Source organism: Roseovarius sp. BRH_c41 (genome assembly GCF_000961715.1).
In the GTDB taxonomy this organism is placed as follows: Bacteria; Pseudomonadota; Alphaproteobacteria; order Rhodobacterales; family Rhodobacteraceae; genus Roseovarius.
On the sequence record NZ_LADY01000024.1, the window covers coordinates 14,700 to 37,525 of the forward strand.

20 protein-coding genes are annotated in these 22,826 nt (G+C 60.1%); 12 read left to right on the plus strand and 8 right to left on the minus strand.

Features of this window, described 5'->3' with window-relative positions; all coding sequences use genetic code 11:
* Position 1: 1 nt before the first annotated feature.
* From VR71_RS07545 to VR71_RS07555, 3 genes are read left to right on the plus strand one after another with little or no spacing between them, the layout of a single operon-like run.
* A complete protein-coding gene (locus VR71_RS07545) occupies positions 2 to 1,036 on the plus strand; it encodes an ATPase, T2SS/T4P/T4SS family (protein ID WP_045682590.1) in 1,035 nt (344 codons plus the stop codon).
* A gap of 17 nt (positions 1,037 to 1,053) precedes the next feature.
* On the plus strand, positions 1,054 to 1,473 hold the full coding sequence (locus VR71_RS07550; protein ID WP_045682593.1) for a hypothetical protein: 420 nt from the start codon (positions 1,054 to 1,056) through the stop codon (positions 1,471 to 1,473).
* The gene (locus VR71_RS07555; RefSeq protein WP_045682595.1) at positions 1,473 to 2,498 is read left to right on the plus strand and encodes a type IV secretion system protein; all 1,026 of its coding nucleotides are present in this window, start codon (positions 1,473 to 1,475) and stop codon (positions 2,496 to 2,498) included. The genes VR71_RS07550 and VR71_RS07555 overlap by 1 nt, the downstream gene beginning before the upstream one ends.
* Before the next feature lie 33 nt (positions 2,499 to 2,531).
* Here the strand turns inward: VR71_RS07555 and VR71_RS07560 are convergent, their stop codons facing one another.
* The 6 genes from VR71_RS07560 to VR71_RS07585 all read right to left on the minus strand — a co-directional run bounded on the left by VR71_RS07560 (position 2,532) and on the right by VR71_RS07585 (position 11,039).
* Positions 2,532 to 3,029: a PIN domain-containing protein gene (locus VR71_RS07560; RefSeq protein WP_045682597.1), complete on the minus strand. Its 498-nt coding sequence runs from the start codon at positions 3,027 to 3,029 to the stop codon at positions 2,532 to 2,534.
* Positions 3,029 to 5,524 (minus strand): DNA methyltransferase, encoded by a 2,496-nt coding sequence (locus tag VR71_RS07565; protein WP_045682600.1) that lies wholly within the window; start codon positions 5,522 to 5,524, stop codon positions 3,029 to 3,031. Before VR71_RS07565 ends, VR71_RS07560 begins: the two co-directional genes overlap by 1 nt.
* The gene (locus tag VR71_RS07570; protein ID WP_045682603.1) at positions 5,521 to 5,976 is read right to left on the minus strand and encodes a MerR family transcriptional regulator; all 456 of its coding nucleotides are present in this window, start codon (positions 5,974 to 5,976) and stop codon (positions 5,521 to 5,523) included. Before VR71_RS07570 ends, VR71_RS07565 begins: the two co-directional genes overlap by 4 nt.
* A gap of 165 nt (positions 5,977 to 6,141) precedes the next feature.
* The gene (locus VR71_RS07575; RefSeq protein ID WP_045682606.1) at positions 6,142 to 8,118 is read right to left on the minus strand and encodes a type IV secretory system conjugative DNA transfer family protein; all 1,977 of its coding nucleotides are present in this window, start codon (positions 8,116 to 8,118) and stop codon (positions 6,142 to 6,144) included.
* Positions 8,111 to 10,462 carry a relaxase/mobilization nuclease domain-containing protein gene (locus VR71_RS07580; protein ID WP_045682608.1) on the minus strand — a complete coding sequence of 784 codons (2,352 nt, stop codon included), beginning with the start codon at positions 10,460 to 10,462 and terminating at the stop codon, positions 8,111 to 8,113. The genes VR71_RS07575 and VR71_RS07580 overlap by 8 nt, the downstream gene beginning before the upstream one ends.
* Entirely contained in the window at positions 10,449 to 11,039 is a 591-nt protein-coding gene (locus VR71_RS07585; RefSeq protein ID WP_045682610.1) for a helix-turn-helix domain-containing protein, read from the minus strand. Before VR71_RS07585 ends, VR71_RS07580 begins: the two co-directional genes overlap by 14 nt.
* Positions 11,040 to 11,600: 561 nt before the next feature.
* Here VR71_RS07585 and VR71_RS07595 point away from each other — a divergent pair.
* The 5 genes from VR71_RS07595 to VR71_RS24780 all read left to right on the plus strand — a co-directional run bounded on the left by VR71_RS07595 (position 11,601) and on the right by VR71_RS24780 (position 15,324).
* Positions 11,601 to 12,320 (plus strand): ParA family protein, encoded by a 720-nt coding sequence (locus VR71_RS07595; RefSeq protein WP_045682613.1) that lies wholly within the window; start codon positions 11,601 to 11,603, stop codon positions 12,318 to 12,320.
* Between the two features lie 247 nt (positions 12,321 to 12,567).
* Entirely contained in the window at positions 12,568 to 12,978 is a 411-nt protein-coding gene (locus VR71_RS24770; protein WP_296430055.1) for a hypothetical protein, read from the plus strand.
* A 157-nt stretch (positions 12,979 to 13,135) separates the two neighbouring features.
* On the plus strand, positions 13,136 to 13,306 hold the full coding sequence (locus VR71_RS24775) for a hypothetical protein (RefSeq protein WP_018065929.1): 171 nt from the start codon (positions 13,136 to 13,138) through the stop codon (positions 13,304 to 13,306).
* 114 nt (positions 13,307 to 13,420) lie between these two features.
* Positions 13,421 to 14,569 (plus strand): Fic family protein, encoded by a 1,149-nt coding sequence (locus VR71_RS07605; protein ID WP_045682617.1) that lies wholly within the window; start codon positions 13,421 to 13,423, stop codon positions 14,567 to 14,569.
* The gene (locus tag VR71_RS24780; RefSeq protein WP_296430056.1) at positions 14,566 to 15,324 is read left to right on the plus strand and encodes a hypothetical protein; all 759 of its coding nucleotides are present in this window, start codon (positions 14,566 to 14,568) and stop codon (positions 15,322 to 15,324) included. The genes VR71_RS07605 and VR71_RS24780 overlap by 4 nt, the downstream gene beginning before the upstream one ends.
* A gap of 141 nt (positions 15,325 to 15,465) precedes the next feature.
* Here the strand turns inward: VR71_RS24780 and VR71_RS07615 are convergent, their stop codons facing one another.
* Positions 15,466 to 16,407, minus strand: a complete 942-nt coding sequence (locus tag VR71_RS07615; RefSeq protein ID WP_045682622.1) for an ImmA/IrrE family metallo-endopeptidase — start codon at positions 16,405 to 16,407, stop codon at positions 15,466 to 15,468.
* A 127-nt stretch (positions 16,408 to 16,534) separates the two neighbouring features.
* Here VR71_RS07615 and VR71_RS24785 point away from each other — a divergent pair, with 127 nt between their 5' ends.
* From VR71_RS24785 to VR71_RS25540, 4 genes are read left to right on the plus strand one after another with little or no spacing between them, the layout of a single operon-like run.
* Positions 16,535 to 16,756, plus strand: a complete 222-nt coding sequence (locus tag VR71_RS24785; RefSeq protein ID WP_296430058.1) for a DUF2188 domain-containing protein — start codon at positions 16,535 to 16,537, stop codon at positions 16,754 to 16,756.
* Positions 16,757 to 16,765: 9 nt separating this feature from the next.
* A complete protein-coding gene (locus tag VR71_RS07620; protein WP_045682624.1) occupies positions 16,766 to 17,026 on the plus strand; it encodes a multiubiquitin domain-containing protein in 261 nt (86 codons plus the stop codon).
* Entirely contained in the window at positions 17,001 to 18,191 is a 1,191-nt protein-coding gene (locus tag VR71_RS07625; RefSeq protein ID WP_045682626.1) for a ThiF family adenylyltransferase, read from the plus strand. The genes VR71_RS07620 and VR71_RS07625 overlap by 26 nt, the downstream gene beginning before the upstream one ends.
* 28 nt (positions 18,192 to 18,219) lie before the next feature.
* Complete coding sequence (locus tag VR71_RS25540; RefSeq protein ID WP_367118643.1) at positions 18,220 to 18,588, plus strand: DUF6527 family protein; 369 nt, start codon at positions 18,220 to 18,222, stop codon at positions 18,586 to 18,588.
* Between the two features lie 92 nt (positions 18,589 to 18,680).
* Here the strand turns inward: VR71_RS25540 and VR71_RS07630 are convergent, their stop codons facing one another.
* Positions 18,681 to 22,808: a restriction endonuclease gene (locus VR71_RS07630; protein WP_045682627.1), complete on the minus strand. Its 4,128-nt coding sequence runs from the start codon at positions 22,806 to 22,808 to the stop codon at positions 18,681 to 18,683.
* Between the last annotated feature and the right edge of the window lie 18 nt (positions 22,809 to 22,826).

Genomic DNA, 22,826 nt, shown 5'->3' on the forward strand with positions numbered 1-22,826 from the left:
CATGGCAGCGAGCTATCTCGAAGCCTCTCTCGACCGGCTGGGCGCGCCCGTGCAGCGGGACGACACGATCGAGATCTGCATCAACCCCGACGGGCAGGTCTGGGGCGAGTTCCAGGGCGATCATTTCATGCGGGGCCTCGGCACGCCGCTCACCCAGACCGAGATCAAGGACCTCGGCAACCAGATCGCCTCGGCCGCCTCGACCACGCTCAGCACCAAGAAGCCCATCGTCTCGGTCTCGATCCTCTACCGGGATCGTCCTATCCGGGCGCAAGTCATCCAGCCCCCGGCCGTCGAAGGCGGGTTCTCAATCTCGTTGCGGTTCTTCTCCTCCCTGCCACTGGAGGCAATCCGGCTCGGCTTCCTCTATGGCAAGGAACGCAGTCTCGAAGGTCTCCGCCGCGAACGGAATGCCGCGTTGCGCGATGTGGTGGCCTCCGGCGACATCGATGCCGCGCTGCGGTTCTGCGTCGAGAACAAGCTCAACATGATCGTCTCGGGGGGCACCTCGACCGGCAAGACGGTGGCGGCGCGCAAGATCCTCTCGCTGATCCCACCTGAGGAGCGGATCATCACCATCGAGGAGGCGGCTGAGCTGCGTCCCGAGCAGCCGAATGCCGTGACGCTGATCGCCGACCGGGACGCGGACGCCCGCAGCGCTGATGTGCTTCTGGCCTCGACCCTGCGGATGCGACCCGACCGGATCGTGCTCGGCGAGGTCCGCGGCCGCGAAGCGATGACCTTCCTCGAAGCGATCAACACCGGCCATGGCGGCTCGCTCACCACGCTCCATGCCGAGACCCCGCAACTGGCCGTTCGTCGGCTCGCCATCGCGGCCCTCAAGACTGATGTGCCGATGACTTATGCCGACATGGTCGATTACATCGAGGGTTCCATCGACGTGATCATCCAGGCTGGGCGCCACGATGGCGCGCGCGGCATCACCGAGTTCTTCCTGCCGGGGCAGGCGAGACATCCTGATCAGAACACTGCCGGAACCGGGGGCACTAAGCGCTCCGCGGTCGCCGCCGAATGACCCGAAAGGAAACCCCCATGCTCAAGATCACCCTCGCCGTGGCTGCCAGCCTGCTGGCCGCGCCCCTAGCGGCTCAGACCTCGCCTCAGGTCACGAACGATCTGACGGTGACCATCACGCCCCAACAGTACCGGATCTGCAACAACCGGCCCGCACGCCCAACCTGGATGGACGAGGTTCATCCACGTGAGGCCTACAAGGCTTTGACGTTGATGCGGCTCTACGAGTTGCGGTCCTGGGAGGCGATCAAGGCAACTGGCGACTGCGGCTGTGATGTCCGCTTCCCGTCATGGGATGCTGCCGCCGCCGAGTACGAGGAACGGTTCGCGACAAGCACGCAGGCGGAGCATACTCAAGCGCGCTTGGCCATTCGGAATGAGCAAAACCAGATCGCCCGCGACGTCCAGGACCTCTGCGAAGCGCAAGGCAACTGGTAATGAGCATTGTCAGCTGGATGGTCGGAACTGCCGACGGCTTCCTTGCCGACGCGGCCGAGTCCCAGTTCGGGGCAGTGGCGAGCAATACCGGCACGATCGTCCTGCTGATGGTCACGCTCTCGCTGATCGGCGTCTGCATCAACATGGCCTTCCAGTTCCGCAGCATGGATGGGGCCAGCTTCTTCTGGTACCTGATCAAGTTGCTGTTGATAGGGCTATTCGCCTTCAACTGGGCCAACTTCAACGCGGTCGCCAATGCCGTCATCGGCGGGCTCGACTACGTCGCCGGGGCCCTGATTTCCTCGGTTGGCGGCGGCGGGGCAGGGGCCACGTACTTTGCGGCTGAGTTCGATGATCTCATCACGGAGTTCAGTCAGTACCTGAACGCGATCGGCAACAACCTGAACTGGATGACTGGCGCGATCCTCGGCGGCATCGGCTTGGTACTCCTCAGCCTCCTTGGCTTCATGACCGGCATTGTCCTCATCTTCGCCAAGATGATGCTGACCCTGATGCTCGGCCTCGCACCGATCATGATCGCGTTGTCGCTCTTCGATGCGACCAAGGATTTCTTCCACAGATGGGTCTCGACGACGATCAGCTACGCCTTCTACCCCATCGTCATCGCCGCCATGTTCTCGACCGTCGTCGGCATGGCGAATTCGCTTTTGGCCCAGCTCGGCGACCCTAACTCCGCGACCAACATCGGCTCGCTGGTGCCGTTCTTCGTCATGGTCTTTCTGGCCAAGGGCTTCGTCGCAGCAACACCCCTCATCGTGCGGGGGATCTCGGGGAACCTGATGGTGGCAGCAGCACCGGCGATCGTCAGCGGGTCTGCGGGGGTGATGCGGGGGCTCGTGAACACCTCTGGGGTGCAGGGCAGGGCGCGGATCGGTGCACTGACCACGGGTGAGGCGATCGGGCGGGGAGCGGTGCAGGCACCCGCCGCTGTGCGGAGTGCGGCAGCGACGGCAAGCGCGCAGGTGGTACGGATGGCTGAGAGGTCGAAGCGTTTGGGGCGATAACGGCTTACGTTACTACTCCGTGTTCCAGCAAACTCAAACGACTGACAATCTGAGCTCTGGGATTGCGGGGAGAAATCGATCTGCAAGTCGTTGATCGCTAGTCACAAGAAGGTAATCACGTTCGACGGACTGGGCGACAATCCATAGGTCATTCTCATCAACCTGCAGCATTTGCCCAGAGGCCCGATCTTGCCAGTTCTCCAGCCATCGAGGAGTGCGACGGGACAGGTCGAGGTAATGCTCAGCCAGGCGCGCCTTGACGTCGCCATATGCTTCGGCGGTATGGCGACCGACTTCTGCGAGTGGATACGCTGCTGCCTGAGTGAGCGTGTGACGGATATGGGAGACGTCCTGGCCGGCACGCTGGGCTGCTTCCATCCCAAAGCGCAGTTCGGCAAGAACGACGGCTGAGAGATAGACGAGGTCGCTTTGGGCAAAGGCCTGCGCCCGCCCGTGGACCGCCGCAAAGTTGGGTCGGCGCGGGTCAAACAGAACGGACACAAAATTGGTATCGAGAAGGATCTGCTCCATCAGGCAAGGAACCTGGCGAGAGCATCATTCTCTTCATCTGGCGCGGGCTTGAACACATCGAGCACCCAAGCGCCATAGTTGGATGCATGATCTCGGGTCAGCCATTCGTAAAGGGGCACATATCCCTTCAGGTTCACCGGCAGCCAGCCAGAGAAGGTATGCTGCACCGGTCGCTTACGACCTTCGAAATAGGAAAATAGCTGGCGTTCAAGACGTGGCGGCAGATCATAACCGTCAAGCACGAGTGCATCGATCAAGACGAGCAAGCGATCAAGACGCGAATCATACTCATTGCCGACGAGCACGGCATGGCTCTTCTCATTAATAAGAGCTTCATATTCCCGCACGGCCGCACCGAGCGTAATCATATCCAATTTGCGTGGAAGCGGCATACTGCCGAGCATGACGTTAGTGAAATCATGATCGGTCGAATGTTCAGTGACGAAAGCATTAGCGAGCGGCCCGTTTAGGATCGCAGCTAGCGCTCGGATGTCATAGTCACCAGTAGGCCAGAGCCCAGTGAATTGCTGCGACGCCCACAGTCCACTGTCATCCGCCGCCGCCGCGAGCCGCCATGGGCCTCGCGACGAGCGCTGGTTGTTGATCAGAACCTTGGGTTTGTCCCATGCGCGGGTCAGCGGTCCTGGATACAGATTGAGTCCAGGATCGGTGCTGAGCCACACCGAACTCATCAAATGGAACGGGATCAGGCTGTCAGCGGGCCTGTAGAGTCCTCGCTCACGCTTCGGCCCCGGCTCATCATGCACGCCCGTGCGCTGCGACCGCCACTGGAGTCCACGAAAAATCTCCACATGATCGCCCAGTCGCGGAACCTCGGCGAGGTAAGACCAGATCGCGTCTAGTTCTCCGATCCACAAATCGCCCTCCGAGGTTGGACGGATTGCCTCGCGCCGAGATGTAACAACACCGTCCATAAGAAATTGCGCTCTACCAGCGTCCGTCACCGTCTTGGCAATAAGTCGGACCGGTTTGGCAACAGTTGCTACCGGTCGGCGATCAGATGCGATCACAAGCGCGCAAGGATATGTTGCCTTTTCGAAGATGCGATCCGGGAGCGAAACCAATTCGACTCTGGCGTAGGCGGCGGCAAGACGGCTACGAAGCTTTCGATATTTGGCCTGTTGCAGGACACCCCGTGGCAGCACAAACCCCAGTGCCTCTGGACAGGCATCGATCGCAGCATGAAGCGCGACCATCGCCTTTGACGGCGAAACGGCGAAGGCCTCCGGATAGTCCTGCCGCTCCTCCACCGTGAAATCCTCGAACGGTGGATTGCATAAGATGAGCGTCGCACCTTCGAGGAAAGTGCTGAGGGCGCCGACTTTGAAAAGATCGGTTGAGCGGATGTGCCAGCCATTCGCATTGGGATAATCGGCCAGGATCAGCGAGAGCGTCGCCACCTCGCATGCGAATGCGTCGAGTTCCGCCCCCACCAGGCGCTCAACCAGGAATTGATGACGTCGTTCGGCCGGCCAATCCGGCGGCAGCAGGTCGCGCAGTTCGCGAAGCGCAGCGACCAGGAAAATTCCCGCGCCAGCGAAAGGTTCAGCAATCCGCACTGTTTCCGGGTTGCAGCGCGAAAGATCGATCTGACTCAGCACATACTCAGCTAAGGGGCGGGGCGTGCTATGTGTCCCGAAGAGCTTGCGGGTATCGGCCGTGACGAGCGTATTTTCGTAAACGAATGCCAAGCTGTCAGATGAAATATTCCTTAGCGTGATCGACGACCGAAGGCGCGCCCACGCAGCGACTATATCGTCGGCAGATACCGCGGCAACGTCGTTGGCGAGGAGGCCAAGGCTATAATAGCCTTGAATTCCGCTAAGGACGGCACTGGCATCGTCGTGCGCCCAGTCAGCAGCGGCCGGATGCTCTCGATCAATCAAGATTTTGGCAGCGAGCAAGCGGAAGGTCAGGCGGAAAGCATCCTTCTGCCGTTCTTGCCCGGCGTCAGACGGCAGAAGCAGATCGAGCACTTCCGCCATGGTCCGATGGAGCTTGTGCTGGACCTCCTGCTCGATCGCCGGCAACAGCCCCAGATCGATGAAATCAACTTGGATCGGACCACGCGGCAGATCGAGCGACTTGGCGCGGTGGAGTGCCTGCGGAGTCCAGCTATCGCGGTAACGGCCAAACAGGTCGGAAAGCTGATCGACAGGAACTCGCTCAAGCAGGCGTGGCGCCTGGGCGCCAACTGCCCAAACGCCGACATCGCTACTGTCGATCGAAAAGAAGATCGGGGCGCCCAAGGCTCGATTAGCCATTACTGCGGCAGCACTGTCAGGCTCGCCTTCGACGACTCCGAAGGCGGCGGACCGGAAGGATTCCGGCGTCTGGGTAAAAGCGGCCAGCGCAACGGTGCGCGTATGCGCAGCGGAATCGAGGACGTCCGCGAAGCTATAGGCGCGGTGCAGCGCGTCGGCACTATAGCCCAAGCCCAAGAGCTCCCGCTCGATCGAGACAAGCACGCTCATCGGATCCGCACCGCGCGAAACAGTGGAAGCTGCCCGCTCTGATCTTGGGGTGCGAACTCCACTTCGAGCACGTCCAGATGTGGGTCAAGATGCAGAAACAAGGTATCGGGCTCATTTACCCCGACACGGACTATGCCTTCAGAAAGGAGCTCGCCATGTTCCATGGCACGCAGTGCCAACACGCAGCCGCGCAAAGCTGGAAAGGGCACACCCGAAAGAAGGTCGTGCAGCGCGTGCAGCAGATCCTTGTGCGCCTGCAACTCAATTCTGAACCGCTCGCGCAGAACCACGGCAATGCGCAGCAGTAAGACTGTTTGCCAGCTATAGAGCGCGGGCCGACCCGGACCGCCGGCCTCGATATCGGGTGGAACGAGGTCGCGCCGATGAGACCACTCCCGTAATTGATTGGCGGTCAGTCCTGTCAATGTCTGTACCCGCCCCGCAGGGATCATGATCTCCAAGCTCCTGAATGGGTATGATGCCCTCTTGCTGCGACAAAGCGGGTATCATACCCGCTTTGCGAACACTAAACGGTTATCATACCCGTTTCAAGTTCCTTCTCCTGTCAATGCGAGGGACCGAGGTCAGATCAAACAGTGATGTGCAGCTGGGAACGTTCACGCATGTTCCGCGATGATGTCCCTTGTCCTTTGAACAACCGCCGCCAGTTCGGACCTATCCGCCTTCTCGAGCCCCAGTTCCGCCGGGTCGAACGACAACTGTCTTGACCCACCACCGCCCGCCGCGGCGCGGGCCGCTCGGCCTCGTGCGCGACCTGACAGTACGGGCTTTGAAACCTGCATATCCGTTGCCGGTATGACGGACGCTGCTGTCGCTGTGCTAGACCCCTGAGCCCCTGTCGCTGCCCGAACCTCCTGCAACTCTTGCTTCAGCTTTTCCACGGTCTCCCGCGTCTCGGTCATCTGCCGATCCCGCCGCAGCCCGTCCTCATCCGGATAAGGGAAACTCCCCGCCTGACCGGCATGCAGCGCCTTCAGCGCCGGATCCTCGAAATACTTGATCCGCCGCGCCCGGATCGGCATATGCGCGTCGATCACGAGGATCACCTCGTCGAGGTCCATGCGCCGGGCCTGGTCTTCTGTAAGGAGCGGCGTGTCCTCTGTCCGCTCAGAGACGCTGCGCCCCTCGAAGGGGTTGCGTCCGACCGCGCGGGATCGGGTTACGACGCGCTTTGTCGTCTTCCCCACGGCCTGGCTCAGCTCCTCGATGGTCTTCTGCTCGGATGGGGTGAGGTAGAGCTTCACGCCCGCGCCGCCCTGCAGCGACCGACGGGTGTTCTCGCCATAGATCTCGTCCAGCGCCGGTATGGTCTGGGTGACAATGGCCAGGTTTCCGCCGAAGGAGCGCAGCGTCTTGATGCTCTCGGCGACGATCGGCATCTTCCCGAGCCGGTCGAATTCGTCGAGCATGATCATTACGGGCCAAGGCTCGTAATCGCCTGGCTCATGCGCCTGCAGAGAGGCGATCAGGTCCGAGAAGAAGAGCCTGATCAGCGGGGCCAGCGGGCGGATCATCTCGGACTCGACCACAAGATAGATCGCGTGTGGCCGACGCCGGATGTCCCGGAAGGAGAAATCCGAGGTCGCGGTGGCCGCGTCGATCGCACGGTTGTCCCAGGTGTCGAGACCCGAGGTCATCAGGAGCGATAGGTACGAGGTCAGGGTGTCGTTGTTGGTCGAGGCCATGCGCTCGAAGATCAGCTTGGCCGAGGTGTTCTTCACCTCCAGCGCGCGCTTGAGGTATTCCTTCTGCTTGTCGCCACCCGAGGCGGTGATACGGTAAATCTCGCCAATGGTCGGCACGCCGCGCTCGAAGGCCAGAAGACCAGCCGCCACGAAGAGGTCGATGCCGCCTGCCAGAAGCCCACTCAGTTTTTCATTGTCGGTCTGCAGGAAGAGCTTGGCGGTGAGCTTCAGCTCCATCTGTTGCCGATCGGGATTGGTCATCGCCGCGATGCGCGCCAGCGGGTTGTAGCGATGGGTGGGCCGGTCCCAGTCGGTCGGCGCGAACCGAAAGACCTTGTCGCCCATGCTGGCGCGGAAGCGTGATGTCTCGCGAAAGTTCTCGCCCTTCACATCCAGCACCACGGCCGAGCCCTTGTAGGTGAGCAGGTTCGGGATCACGAAACCCACGCCCTTGCCCCGGCCCGTGGGCGCCACGATTAGCGCATGCGGGAAGGTCTTCGAAACGAGGAAGGGGCGCTTCGATTTCGGGGGGCCGAGCTTGCCGAGAAGGAAGCCGCCACCCGGCTTGGCGAAGAAGCCGTTGCGCTTCATTTCGGCCCTGGTCTGCCAATGCGTCGTGCCGAAGCGCGTCAGGGCATCGCCGAGAAGCGTGACACTCAACATGAGCGCGGCAACGCCGAAGCCTGCGAGGATCAGGTTCACCCAGAGGAAATCTCGCGGGGAGCTGACACCAAGTGCGCGGTACTCGCGCGCAAGCAGGGTGACGTCGAAGGCTTGCGTCGACAGGCCATAACGGATGGTCAAGTAACCGGTGGCCACGACATAGCCGATGGCGAGGCCAACCAGCGTCAGGCTCAGGATCCCGCCCGCGATCTTCCCCTTATCCATGGGTGATCCCCTTCTCGCCATGCGCTGCTGCGTGACGTGCGCGCTGCGCCTCGATCTGTTCCTCGGCCAGGGCATCCAGCACCTGCTCCATGGCGGGGCCGTGGGCGGTCACCTCGCTGCTTTCCAGATAGGCTTTGGCGAGTTCCAGCTGCCGCAACGGGTGCTCGGTGAACTTCTCCAGCACATCCGCGTGTCCTGCGCGAAGAGCGGTCACCGCATCCGGCGTGAGGTTGCGGTCGATCTGGGCGGCGAGGCGCTGCCCATCGGTGTCGGTGAGCGGCTTCACATTCTCGGCTTCGGCCCGCTGCAAGTAGGTCAGCACATCCGGGGCAGTCTCGGTCATGAAGCGCCGTTCGGCATAATCCTGCCGGGCCTTATCCTCGATGTCGAAGCTCCGCTCGCTGATATAGGCGCGCGACGCCCCCATGGCGCGCAAGCGATTGATTTCCTCCTGCACGGCCGCCCCGAACTCCTCATCCGGCATCTCGGCACGGTAGCGCGCGAGGGTGCGGTCGTCTTCTGTGATCGTGCCGAGATGCTGCATGGGATCGCGCAGCGCGAGATCCATGTCGCCGGCATGAAGGGTGCGGTCCTTTTCCTCGACAGCGAGCTCCTGTGGCTTGCGGCTATCGGTGATCTTGTCCCAGGCCATCGAGGCTAGTTCGGCATGATCGGACGACCGCTGCGCGAAGGCGTTGAAGGCGGCGCGCGCTTCTTCGACCTCGACGGCACCGGCTCGGCGCACGGACGGATCGTCCGAGAAGGGATGGTCGAAATCCGTCCGACGGAATTGGGCGACGAGCTCCTGGAAATCCCTGCGCTCGGACGGGGCAAAGATGTCGGGTTCGCCTGTCGCGCGCTCGCGCTCCGGCAGCGTCACACCTTCGGCCAGGGCAACTCGGTCATCTTTGGTGTCATCCACCTCATCGACAGCCCGAAGGATACGCGCATCGGTCAGGGTGTCGCCCAGACGGACATGAACTGCTTCCAGCCGGTCCAGTGCTTCCTCGCGGTCACCGCCCTTCTCCAGATCGAGATCGCCCGCCTTGGCGATGGCGCGCAGATCCTGCGCAAGCCATTGCCGTTCGAGCGCGGCATTGCCGGCCCCTTCGCGCATGCGGGCGGCTACAGCTTCGGGATCAATGCCCGTACCTTGCAGCGCCTCGCTGAGGCGCGCTTTCACCGCGTCGTCGTCGAGACGCCCCATCTGGCTCTCGCGCATGTTGGCCCGCGCATAGACCCCATCCCGGGATGGTGCGTCGAGAAGTGCAGCCGAACGATCCCCGAGCGGGTTCAGATGCGCGACGGAGGCCAGCACATCGGTGAGCTTGCGCTCGATCTCCGGCCTCTCGGCCGCCGGCGCCCGGTCGATCGCCGCTTCGATCTGACGGATGTTCTGAGAAAACTCGCTGATCAGCGTGTCGAACGCTGTTTCGTCTTGGGACATGTAGATGGCTCCGTCAGATTGAATCTGACCGCCACTGGCAAGGATGCTGCTGGCCCGCTCGAGTGCCTCGGCCACGTCATCGAAGTTCGACCGGGACGCCTCGACCGCCAGCCCCCGATAGGACAGCGCATTGCGCGCCACCGTCTCCAGGGCAGCGGCGAGATCAGCGCCTGTGCGCTGGCGCTCGACAGGCGGTCGGCCTTCGTCACGGGCCTTGTAGACCTCGTCTATCTCAGCACGGTAGGTCGTGACCCCCCGGTCAAGACGCCGTGTGGCCTCGAGCCGGATCCCGTGGATCTGCGCCGCCTCGACCATCGCCACCCGAAAGGCGTCGTAGTTGAAGTGGTGATCCTTCCCGAGAAAGAACATTTCGCCATCCTTACTGCGGCGGTTCAGAACGATATGCGCATGTGGATGCGCGCGATCTTGGTGTATTGCAGCAATATAGTCGAATTGCGACCCCTCACCTTGAAAGAACTTCTCACAGACGGATTCCGTGATCGCGCGCACCTCTTCGCCGCTGGTGCCGACGGGAAAGGCCATCAGAAGATGCGAGGTGTGGCCGAGTTTCGGACTGTGCCGCTCGCCCCACTGGTTCTCGAAGCGGCGCACAACCCGGTCGATCTCGGCCTCGGTCAGGGTCTTCTTGCCATCATGGGTGCCGCGGCTGTCGAGGATGTGGCTCGACTTGGTAGTGAGGTAGGTCAGCTGGGCCTTCAGCTGCGCGCCCGTGTGGCAGCCGCCTTTCGAGATCGGCTTGAAGATGGCCGGCGAATAGCCCCGCGCAGCCCGGACCATCTGCGCCTTCTTCGACAGCCCCTGCCAACTGCCTGAGACGCGGCTCCAGTCGCGGTCGAAGAGGGCGGGCCCGACACCGCGCGCCTCACTCCGTGCCATGCTCCGCTCCCGGTCGAGCCAGGCCAGCGAGGGCTTTGGTGACTTCGAGGTCCAGCTCGCGGCGGCGCGCGCGGAACATCTCATGGATCTGGTCAGCCATGTCGAAGACGAATACCGCAAGGTCACGGATCTCAGCATGGCTGGCGGGGGTATAGGGCAGGCGCTCGCCCTTGAGCTTTGCCTCGTTCAGGCGGCGCGCGACCTGGTTCACGTTGTTGCCGACCCGGTTCAGCGCCGCGCTCAGCACTTTCAGTTCATCTGTCATGCCGTCGTCCGGTCGCAGGAGATCGTTGGCCGCGAGCATCAGGCAGCGCATGGCATCTGATCGATGCGCGATCCCGCGCCGCGCGAGGGCAGCATCTAAGCCGCGAAGGTCGCGCTCGGTGACCCGCATGGTGAGCACGCGGGTGCGGCTGTCATTGGCCGAGACGGTGGAACGACCCCGGCTCAGCACGTTGTAGACGGTCTTGGGGGTGACCTTCAGCGCTGCACTGATCGCACTGACTGAGACGCCTTTCTCCCGCTCCCGGACGATCTGACGGCGCTCCTGATCGGTCAGTCTGCGACTGCTGCCCATGTGAAGTATACGTTCCTATTTCTTGCCAACTTCGTACAAGCCCGCCTTCTCCCAGCACAAGCGGAGAAGGCACCAAGGGCTTGTACTCAATGTAGAAAATCGGCCTCAGGGGCCGATTTGACGTCCTTTGGCAAATGCAGCGCGCACGGCGCTCAATGCAACGCGTCCCGCGCTCCTGGCACCGCGCATCGCGTCCTTTGGACTGCGTTTTGCGCGCACCGCATCACGTCCTCTGGCGAGTGTCAGATGGCCCGTGCTGCCCGCATCGCGCGTGGTGCCCGATGGTCCACGTCCCGTGCGGTATGCGTCGCGCCTCCTGCGTCGCGCACTATGGCCGATGTCGCATGTCGCGCGTCATCTGGGGAATGCATCGCGCGGACGGGAGAACGTCAGGCGTCGCGAGCGTGGTGCTTTTCGCTCCCTGCGCGATGCACCATGGACCCCGCATTCCGCCTGAGGCAGCCCGCATCCCGTCTTCTGCTTGACGCCGTCGCACGCGGGGGTTAGCGACGATGAAACATCTTTGCTGCGTTTCACCATTTTTGTGAGAGGTCCGCCCCCATGCCGAACGACAATCTCGTGGTGATCGCCGCGATGGCCCGGAAAGGGGGGAGTGGCAAGACCACGCTCTCGCGCGCCTTGATCAGTGCTGCCGTTGCCGCCGGGCGTCGCGTCCTTCTGATCGATACTGACAGCACAGGCGTGCTCGGCACCTGGCACAAGCGGGCTGAAGCCGCGGGGCTGGGATCACCGCTCCTGCGATCTGCGACCGTCGAAAGCGTAGGGGCCGTGGATCGTCGGATCGAGCAGGTCTATGCGGCGGACTCGGCGGATTTCATCTTCATCGATACCGCAGGCGTCGGGGCCGAATGGTCGGACGGGATCGCCGTTCTGGCCGATCACATTGTGACACCGGTCATGCTCTCGGCCTCGGATCTCGATGTCGGCGCACAGACCGCCGACTGGTTCGAAAAGCTCCGCGCCCGCGTCGATGACCCCGACAGCCTGCCCCGCCACCACGTGGTCCTGAACATGGTCGACCCCAAGACGACGCGCGCCGATGCCGCTCTCATCGAGGCGGCGATCGCACGGTTCCCGGTGGTCGAGACCGTGATGATGCGCCGGAATGTCTATAAGGAAATGGACGAGAAGGGCCTCCTGCACGCTGTGGCGTTGCAAAAGCAGGCTGATCCGAACCCCCTCATGCGCCCGCATGTGCGCCATGTGGTCGAGGCCCTCGAAGAGGCGACCGACATCCTCAACAACATCCTGGCCGCGTGAGGACGGGGCGGTGAGGAAGAAGATCCCAACAATCACGCGGCCCGACCCGGCTTATGCTGCATCCCTGCGGCCAAAGGTGGGAGAAGACCCGGGAAGGGAAGAAGTTCTGCGAGCTGAGATGATGCCAGAAGCTGCAAACGTCGAGCCTGTGGTCTTGGACAGTCACGCTGTTTCGCCGCCAAGTACGCAGCTTGCGCCCGCACCTCAGCCCGAACCGGAGACGGCCGGGCGTCCAGCAGCCGGGGCCATGGTATCTTCCACCCGCCCGCGCCGCAGTCCGACGACGCGCAAGATCGACATCCGGGTGAACGCGCTGGAACGGCAGGAGGAAGCCCTGATCGACTGCGGCGTCGATCCGGCCCATGTCATCCGCGCCGCCCTACGCCGTGCAGTGAAGAACTGGGAGCTCGGGCCCAACTTCATCCCTCCCGCCGAGGAGCAGCGCACGCGGATCACCGAATGGCGCGCACGCACCTCGCTGGCAGTCGATGCGGGCGCAGTGACCGCCCTCCTGCGCGCCCACGACCCGCTGGACGTGCTGAGCAAGTGGACCCTGATCCGCGGGCAGTTGGAGCCCCGTGTCTGGGCCGAAATCGACGCCATCCTAGACGAGATCGCCGAGAATGCTGCGGTGCCGCAAGGAGATGCCGAAGCTTAACCCATTGTTTAGGCGTGTTTCCGCCAAACGTCCGATCACAATTTCCTCGAATGCACCCGTTCATCTTGCAGTTGCAGAAACCAGTCATTAACAACCCTGCCACGGATAGAGTGGCCTCCTTGTTCCCGGTGCAGAGGTCCAGGTAGAGGAGCAGATTATGTCCAACACAGCCCGCCTGACAGGCGAACCCATCATGCGCATCCTCTGCAAGAAGACCGACGCCCTCGTGGGCTATCTATACCAGTGGAACAACGGCGATCTCCAACCGGCATGGATCAACGAGGCCATGGCCGAGGTCCGCTACGAGCCCATGGTACAGGCCGCTTGAAGCGGGGAGACGCCCACCTGGTTAAACGCCAGCGCTCGGGATGATGCATAGAATTCACTTTCATGCATCATCAATTGCCAGTATTGTGAGTTATAGAAATGGATACTATAGCTCATGCGCTGGAACTGGAAGCAACCCGACTGGCCGAATTTCCGCTATGACAGCGCTGCCATAGAACCTCTCGAGCGGCGGTTCTTGCTATCATCTGGCGAGGTTCTCGGCGCCGTCCGCCATGTGACCGGCGATGAACGCGACCGGTTACGCATCGAACTTCTGAGCGAAGAGGCGATGCGGACGAGCGCCATCGAAGGCGAGGTGCTGGACAGGGCCAGCGTTCAATCTTCCCTGCGTCGGCAGTTTGGATTGACCGCCGACGGCGCGCCATCCAAACCGCGCGAGCAGGGCGTCGCCGAGATGATGGTCGACGTCTATTCGACTTACGCGGCACCTTTGACCCACGAAACCCTTTGTCGCTGGCACGGGATGCTGCTGTCGCACGACCGCGGGCTCGAGACCATCGGCGCCTACCGGCAGCATAGCGACGCGATGCAGATCGTCTCTGGCCGCATCGACCGGCCGACGGTGCATTTCGAAGCCCCCCCCTCGGCGCAGGTCCAAGACGAGATGGACGTGTTCGTCGACTGGTTCAACCGAACGGCGCCAGACGGCACAACGCCCCTGTCAGCACTGGCTCGCGCTGCGCTTGGGCATCTTTGGTTCGAAAGCATCCATCCCTTCGAGGATGGCAATGGTCGCCTCGGCCGCGCCCTCGCCGAAAAGTCCCTTGCTCAGAGCATCGGCCAGCCGAGCCTGATCGCGCTGGCCTACACGATCGAGCAGGAACGGAAGGCCTATTACGACCAGCTCGAGACCCACCAGAAAACGCTGGACGTCACTGGCTGGCTGATCTGGTTCGCCGAGATCGTTCTGAAGGCGCAGCAGGTGACGCTGACGCGGGTCGCCTCCTTCATAGCCAAGGCAAAGTTCTACGACCAATTCCGTGATCGCCTGAACGAACGACAGGCCAAGGTTATCGAGCGCATGTTCCGCGAGGGGCCGGACGGGTTCAAAGGTGGCCTCAGCGCAGAAAACTACATCTCCATGACCAGCACATCGCGCGCGACCACAACTCGGGATCTGCAGGACCTGGTGGAGATGGGCGCGCTCGACCGCACCGGTGAGCGGCGGCATACACGGTACTGGCTGCACCTAAGGTGGGCCGACACGGCAGAACAACGCGCCGGGGAGAGGTTCGGCGAATGAACACCCAGCGAACTGACCTTTCGATCGACAACCTGCAGAAGGCGTTCAGCACCGCATTCACCTGGGTCGTCGAGCGCGACCGCGAGTCGGGAATCGACGATTTCGCACGGGCTTGGGTCGACATGCTTGCATCCGCCCTACAAGACGTTCGCCTGACGGCAACACCTGCCATTGACGCTGACAGTCCTCCGCTGAAGTTCGTGCAGACTCATCGGATCGCGACAGACGTATTCGTTGCCGCCCGGAGCGGTATGCGAGGCGGTTCGACGATCGACGTCCTCCTACAGGTCTGGTTCGACACCGAAGAGATGTTCTGCGGCTACGGCGTTCCCTTGATCTTCCGGACGATCCCGAACTCCGGTCGCATGCCGGACCTGATGTGGTCCGAGCTGCAGGATGTTTGCCGGAAGGTCACGCTGGCAACGCCTTGTGCCAGAGTGGTGCTCGTTGCGAAGGATCGGGACTTCGACTGGTACGGTAGCGGGTACTGGGACAAGAACCCCATAATCGCGTCTGATGCACATAGCATCGCAGGGCAGCGGCTGCCCCCTGCTCCGGTTCGCGGCCGTCGCCTCGACCCATTCTGCCAAGACCTCGCATCAGGTTGGACTGGCGATCCGGCCCTATCAGGAATGGAAAGCTCACCGATCCTTGACGAAGTGATGACGAATTTCCAGATCAGCCACGTCCTGCGGATCCGCGTCATCAGGGAAAACCCCGAGGAAGTATGGCGACCGGTGCCCTTACCATTATGACAGTCAATGTGGGTGGCATCGCGAAAACGACTGGTGTTGATCTGAAGCTGCTTCCAAAGGGCGACGGAGCAAATCGAAATCGCTGATCGCTAAAATGCGGCAAGCTCTGATTGCGTGGTCTGCCCCAAAGAACAGCTGCTTTCAGCCGTTAAGACTCACCGTTCTGTCCTTGTAGGAACGCCAAAGGCCAAGACGTTTGATGCGATACTCCACCAACTCGACCGACGCCCCAAAACGGTTTGCGATCAGAGTTGCACTTTCACCTGCTTCAACTGCCGTTCGAACGGCAGCTTCTGGAAGGAGTGTTGCCGCAGCGAGATAGAAGGCATCATGTTCTTCGGAACTATCGTAGGTTCGGCCATATGCGTCGGCGATCTTGGCGATGCGGGTCAGGCGATGCCCGAGCAGAATGTGCCAGCACTCTTCAAGGTACGTCACACGCTGGCGCTCCATCGTGTGTTTATCGTTGCGAAGAATGGCCCACGTGTCCTCTGACAGATCCAACGGGACACTCATCGCTGACCACTCTTGGGCACCTTCGCCTAGGAGAAACTCGGCGCATTCCTTGCTGAGCCGTTCAACGTCAGAGACCCGGAAGACATCGACACCGGCGATGCTGATATCGAGCGCCTCAATTCTCTCGCTTGGCTGAACTCCCAAGTCCTTTCGCAACTGCTGGGCCATCTCTTCCATTTCAGCTTTCGAAAGAGCAATCGACGGCGCCAGCTCCGCGTCAGACGGCGGGCTGGTTAGCAATTCCGAAGCGGTTGGCCGGTGGCTGGCTTTGATGCTGCTCGCGGCGGTAAGCAGACAATGGATTGTCTTCGCCCGAACGTTCTTGCCAGCGCGAAAATGCACAAGGGCGACATTCTCAAAGGTCAGACCGGCCTCGCGGGCATCGTCACCCAACCACTCGATGATTCGAATCGATGAATTATTGTCTGGCTCCCCCTCGCCGCGCTCGATCCGCGCGAGAGATGAAAAACTTACGCCGATCCGCTCAGCGAGCGCTCGAATGCTAAGCCCTTCTGTTTCCCGTTTTTTCTTCAGTGCGGCGATCAGCGCTGCTTTGTCAGTCTTCATATCTTCATCTGTGCGTTTCGCACACCTTGACACGGCGCACGATCCTCCCCTATCGTGCTTCTAACACAGGCTCGCACAGATGAGAAGTCGGCCTGAAGATCCGGTCCACGTTCCCAGAGGAGTCCACATGTCGAAGAGAATCCACGTCGTCCCCCACAATGAAGGCTGGGCCACCAGGCGCGAGGGTGCAACGCGTGTCAGTTCTGTCCACCCGACGCAGACCGCTGCAACGCAGCAGGCTCGCACCACCGCCATCCGCGAACGCGGTGAGGTGATCATACATCGCCCCAACGGGCAAATCCGGGATGCCAATTCCTACGGGAATGATCCGTATCCCCCCAAAGGTTAGGAGTAAAAAATGAATATCATGAAAGACACGAAGGCTGTCACCATCATCGTTGAAGGCATTCCTCATGAGTGGCCGAAGAACAGCGAAATTACCTACAGCCAGCTTGTCGCGCTGGAGTTCCCCGATTTCGCACAGCATCCCGAAGCGACCTACTCGATCAAGTACACCAAGGGGCAAAGAAACAAGCCGGAGGGCGTTCTGGTCGCCGGCGGCTCTGTGAAAGTCAAGGAAGGGATGATTTTCAATGTGTCGGCAACTGGCCAGTCATAACGACGACATTGGACGCCTTGTTGAGGCGGGGTTCGCGGTCAGTGAGGACAGCAACTATCTCGTGGTCCGCGACATCCCTTACCTAAACGCAAGTCTCGAGTTGGCGACCGGTGCGTTCGTTGCGACACTCGTCGCCATCGACGAACACAGGGTTCAGCAGGATGATCACCAGGTCTGGTTCGCTGGCGGAGTTCCTCACGGACTTGATGGCAAACCGATCCCCAATCTTGGGGGCGGCCCCTGCTCTCTCCATCTCAGCCCGGCAGCTTCGGATGTCGTTGTGGAGCGCCGATTTTCCAACAAGCCATTGGTGGCCCAACGGTTTGCCGACTTCTTTGAAAAGATCGAGAGTTACACCAATATCATCGCGGGACCTGCCATGGAGCGGTACGGCGCATCGCCCTTTACTTTTCGAATAGCAGACGACGTTGCCACGGATCCGATTTTCAAGTTTCGCGACACTTTGACAAGTCGAGCGGAAATTACCGACCTGTCCAATTGCTTCCACGGAGAAGTTATTGCTGTGATCGGTCTAGGCGGAACAGGCAGCTACGTTTTGGACTTCATGGTTAAGACCCCCGTTGCTGAGGTTCGTGCATTCGATGCTGATCGATTTCACGTTCACAACGCCTTTCGATCACCAGGACATGTCGACCCATCGGAGTTTGACAAGTCGAAGGCCGAAGTCTACGTCGCCCGATACAGCAACTTTCGCCACGGGCTCTCAGCCGAAGCGACCTACATTGACGCTTCATCGGAAGACGAACTACGAGGTGTCACATTCGCCTTCGTTTGCGTCGACAAGGGCGCGGCTCGTGCGGAGATATTCCGTGCACTAATGGAACGGAAGATTCCGTTCATTGACGTCGGAATGGGGCTGAAGCGGAAGGATCAAGGTTTGGGCGGCATGGTCCGTGTCACCTATTTTCCATCCGAACACAGCGAAGAAGTGATGCGCAAGTCTCATGCGCCGCTGCAAGATGATCCGGAAGACCTGTACCGTGCGAAAGTTCAGATTGGCGAGCTGAATGCATTGAATGCTGCGCTTGCCGTAACGCGCTACAAGCAACTGCGCGGCTTCTATAAGGACGTGTCCGACTGGGAAAATCTTCTGTGCGACACGACCGACTTGAAGTGTGTTGGGGTATCGACCCGTGAAGACTGAACACTTTGCGCTGCAATCCGTGCATTACATGCCCAAATTGCTGGAAGCAGGCATTCTCTACGTGTCGGAGGATTTCCATACCGCCGCCCATATTTGCGCCTGTGGATGCGGTCAGAAGGTTCGAACTCCCCTTGGCCCAACTGAGTGGACCGTCAGGAACGATACGCGGGGGCCGACCCTTCGCCCTTCTGTTGGAAACTGGCAATTGCCCTGTAAGTCCCATTATCTGATTACGAATGGGAACGTTCAATGGTCAAATCAATGGACCGAGCAGCAAATTTGTGCTGGACGACAGAAGGAACATGCTCGGCGTACTGAATACTATGAGGCACGAAAGCCGCAGGTGTCTTGGTGGCGTCAGTTGCTGGATCTGGTTCGCCAAAAACTCGGTCTGTGAAGGCCGTAGCTAATCCAAATCCTAGAGCAAGCTGAGACTGATCTAGCCGCTCTCTCGCACCATCGAGCGCAAAGTTCGGGCTAGAATATCTGCTACAATCGAATATCCGCATCCGGGTTCGCTGCGGTCAAGGCATTCATCCAAGCCATGCAAAGTTCGCGCGTGCGATATTGTCCATTAAAGGCCTCGGTCTCTTCACGCTCAACGATTGGGAAGGTCGAGAAGATGTAGCGGATGTCGTCACGATCAGTGATCCCATAAAGATGGAAGAAGACGGCATCCAGTTTCGCCCTCAACATCTGGCGGCGGGTATCATCCCAGACGAAGGGTGAAAGTACGTCGCCGCTTTTGTCGACATAGCCCAAGTCCTTTGCGAAAGGTGCCATATCGCGAGCTGTATAAGTCAACTCTAGCACGGCATCGCGAATGATGTCGGCAGCAGTTCGGTTTCCAAACCTTGTGTTCCGAAAAACCTCTGGTGGCGCGATAGGCAACTGCTCAAGCACATACCAACTTGCGTGGTTGCTCAGGATTTTGGTGCGCGCGACGAAATCGACCACGGTGCTGTTCAGGGTCGCCGCGAGAATGGCCTGTGCCGTGGCGCGCCCCGAGGCGTCAGGAATCTCAAGCCGCAGGACGGGTAAGGTGTGCCCCGCGCCGACCGGCGGAATCAAACAGGCAATCAGCGATCGGCTGTTTGTTGTGGACGTGACATCCTTGATCGCCACCTCAATGTTCAGATCGCCTTTGTCCAGCACAAAGTAGCGCGAGGCCGCAACATGGTCGGGATCGTGACGCTGTTCGTCAGACGTGACTGCAGCTTGCCCGCTGCGATAGAGGTTCTCGGCCACCGTGGTGATGCCTGATGCACGATGATCGAACGCCTGGACCATCTTCCCCTCGAAAAGCGGCACCCAGACCCCGGCAGCGCTGCGCCATCTGCCTCCGCCTTCGGGCCAGGCCCCTTCATTTTCCTGAAGCTCCTCGACCGTCCGGAACTGGTTGGAGTCGTTGGCCATGTCGTACATACGAACGTACTTCACCGGCCAGGTCTTCACCTCATTGCCGTCTGAGCGGTTCACAAGCACGGGCAGACGCTCATAGAGCGCTGTTGCAATCTGGCGGTCGCGGCTGGCCTTGTAGACTGGTGCCGTCATGCTGTTGGGGTTCACGAGCCGGAAGTGATCCAGACCCATCGTGAAGACCTTGGCCGGATCGTTCAGTTCGTCCAGGTCCCTTACGAAGGTCGCGAAACGACATTCCGGAAACTGCCGCTCGCCGCCCGAAAACACCAGAACGCTGAACTTGAAGCGATAGTAGACATCCGGGAAGAACAGTGGGCCGCTCGCGCGCTTGTTGAAAAAGTCGAAGTAACAAGACGCTGCCTGCCCCTCGATCAAGCGCGAGAAGAAGACTTGAGAGGTCTGCTCGGTCGCGATGCCGGACGGAATCAAGAGCCCCACAACACCACCTGATGAGACAATCCGGGCAGCGCGCTCGACAAAAAGCGAGTTCAGGTTGGTGTCACCGCCCGACAGCAAGGGATAGTCGCTACCTTTGCGAGCCATCTGACTGGCGGCCTCTGCCCTCGCGTTGGCCTTGGCGAAATCTGCAGCTAGTGGATCGCCCGCCGCCTCGAGCGCCTTGATCATCCGGGCCCGGTCGGCGGCGCGTTGCACCATCGCGATTTCGGGCCGCCGTGCAGCAAACCATTCCACCTGCTGAAGTTTCATACGGTCCCAAGGCGGGTTGCCGATGACCGCATCGAAGCCACCGGTCAAACCTTCGGCGTCCCAGTTCGACCAGATGCCAGGGAACGCAACCTGCCAATTCAGGAAGTTCTCTTCAGCTACAAGCTCCTGTGCTTGCGAAAAGATGCCAGCAAACAGATCGAACTTCTCGGCAGCGCTCATCTGCTTTTTCGTGCCGGCTCCAAGTTCCTTGGGCCGCTTCAGGCTTCGCTTGCCCATAACAATTTCAATCGGGTCCCCGAACTCGCCGTCGAAGAAGGCCGACAACGCCATACTTACGGGTTTGCCTTTGAGGTTCAGCCAGTCGAGCGCGTGGATGAAGGACAACAACGCGTCCAGCGGCGCTGTCATGTCTTTCACCTCGGCGAAGACGTCTGCAGAGCGATGCGCCTCCGCGATCTCGGCATCAGTCAGTCCTTCGACGATCTGCATCTTGGATGCAGCACGCAATGCACGCTGAATTGGATCATGCAGCAAGAGCGGGCTACCCCATTTTCCTGCCTTGTCGATCCCTGCCCGAACCCACGAACCGAAGAGACTGTCTCCGCAGCGCAGATGGTGATCGAGGAACGACAATGGGGCGCCGACAGTAAATGTGTGCAACCACAACGCCACCTTGGCGAGTTCGACTGCCATGAAGTTCTTATCGACGCCGTAGATGCAGCGTTTGAGAACCATGCGGCGAATAACGTGTCGATCATCGAGCTGCTGCTCGTCGATCGTCCACTTACGCGCCTCGGCGTTGGCCAAGATCGTGTTGCGGATCGTGTCGATCCGCTCGCCCAAAGGCGAGGCGTAGTCGCCCCAGTCCTCGGGCACCTCTGCCTCAGCTTCGGCCATCGCGGCAATGACCTGGTCCGCCATGAAGTCAACGAGGCTTACGAGAAAATGCCCGGATCCCATCGCCGGATCGACCACCTTCAGGTCTAGAAGCGAAGTCGCCGGATCAATAACCTTGAGAGAGCCGATCTTTCGATGTGGCGGCAAGTCAGAAGTCGCAAGCTCTGCTATGCGGGCACGAAAAGCCTCTTTGCGGGATGAAATTAGAGGCTCAAGTGTTTCAGTGAGAATAAGCTGCACGAGGTCATCAGGCGTGTAATAGCTACCAGATCCTTTTCGCGCGAAGATGTTTGGACGGACAATCAGCTTGCCTCCATCCCGCACAATATCGAATTCCAGAAGGCGTTCGTAGATGGAGCCAAGCTGCTGAACAGAGAGGTTACGATAATTGATGTACTTTCGGCCGTCTTTGGTCCGCTCGAAGGAGAGCGCATCAATCACTCGGGCCATCACATCATCCGGAAGCCGTACCCGCGTCAGTATTGGCGTCCGATCTTGATCGAAAAGACCACCATTATATGGTGGTAACCCAATTGAAGCATCGCCCTTGTCGATAGCCAGAAACAGGTCCGACATAGCCGACCAGTAGCGTGCGGCTGCGTCCGAAAAGACATCCCCACGATCCTTCCTATCACGGACATCGAGCCGCACTCGATTTCTAAGACCATAATCGTCGTATCTATGGTCCTTCACCGGCAGAAGGTCGCGATCCTCCGCATAGAGAATGAATAGAAGCCGGTAGAGAAGGATTAAAGCTCCTTGCCTGACATCTTGTAGAGCGGCATCGGGAGCTGCTTTCGCAATCGCTTGCGCAAGATCGGGAAACACTTCCTCAAAGACCTTTTTCGAAAGGTCTTCAGACACTCGCTCTTCGTAAAATTTACCCTCTGCGATGGCCCGCTCGTGGAAGGTTTTCGACTCGGCGCCAACTGCGGCAAAGGCCTCTCTACCAAACATAAGAATGAAGACACGCAACCAGTGCACGCGGTCATCGTCTGATAGCCTGAATAATCCGTCGTTATGGCCTGGAAGATTCAGAATTTGTGCGAGGTCCAGCTCAAGAAACTGCTCCGACACTGAGCGAGCGCCGGAAAAGTAGAGACGCCACTTTGCGCCGTTTGTAAGGATTCCCCAACGAAGAGACCCGGAGGTGACGTCGTCGATGCGGCGCAGATAACGAAGCATTTGCGTTGAAGGAGCAGTTTCCTCGCCGCGCTTACCTGATCGCCGATCAAGCGGACGCAACCACCTCTTGGATTCTACGATGGCCGAGCCAAATGAATAGCGCTTCCACTCCTGTCCGTGATTATTGGCTTTCTCTTTGGCCGAACCGTCTTGAAACAAGAGTCCATCAGGAACGTCATCACGACCCTTAGCAGACAGATTCTGCTGGCGAAGAGCATCAGTCCAACCGAGAAGAGAAAGGACCGGCCAGATAAGATCATCCTCAGTCTGACTTTCATTTGTGTTTTGGTTGATCGGAAACTTGTCAAACGCGGAGCGGAGTTTCACTTCTAAGCTCGAAGACGCGCTGGACGAGAACTTTTGCCACTCTTGTGTCTGTTGAATGGTTTCCGTCAAGAAATCTGACGAAAAGAGACTCCCCTGTCCTGTAATCTCAATGGTCAACGCTGCGCCTCCGGCTTT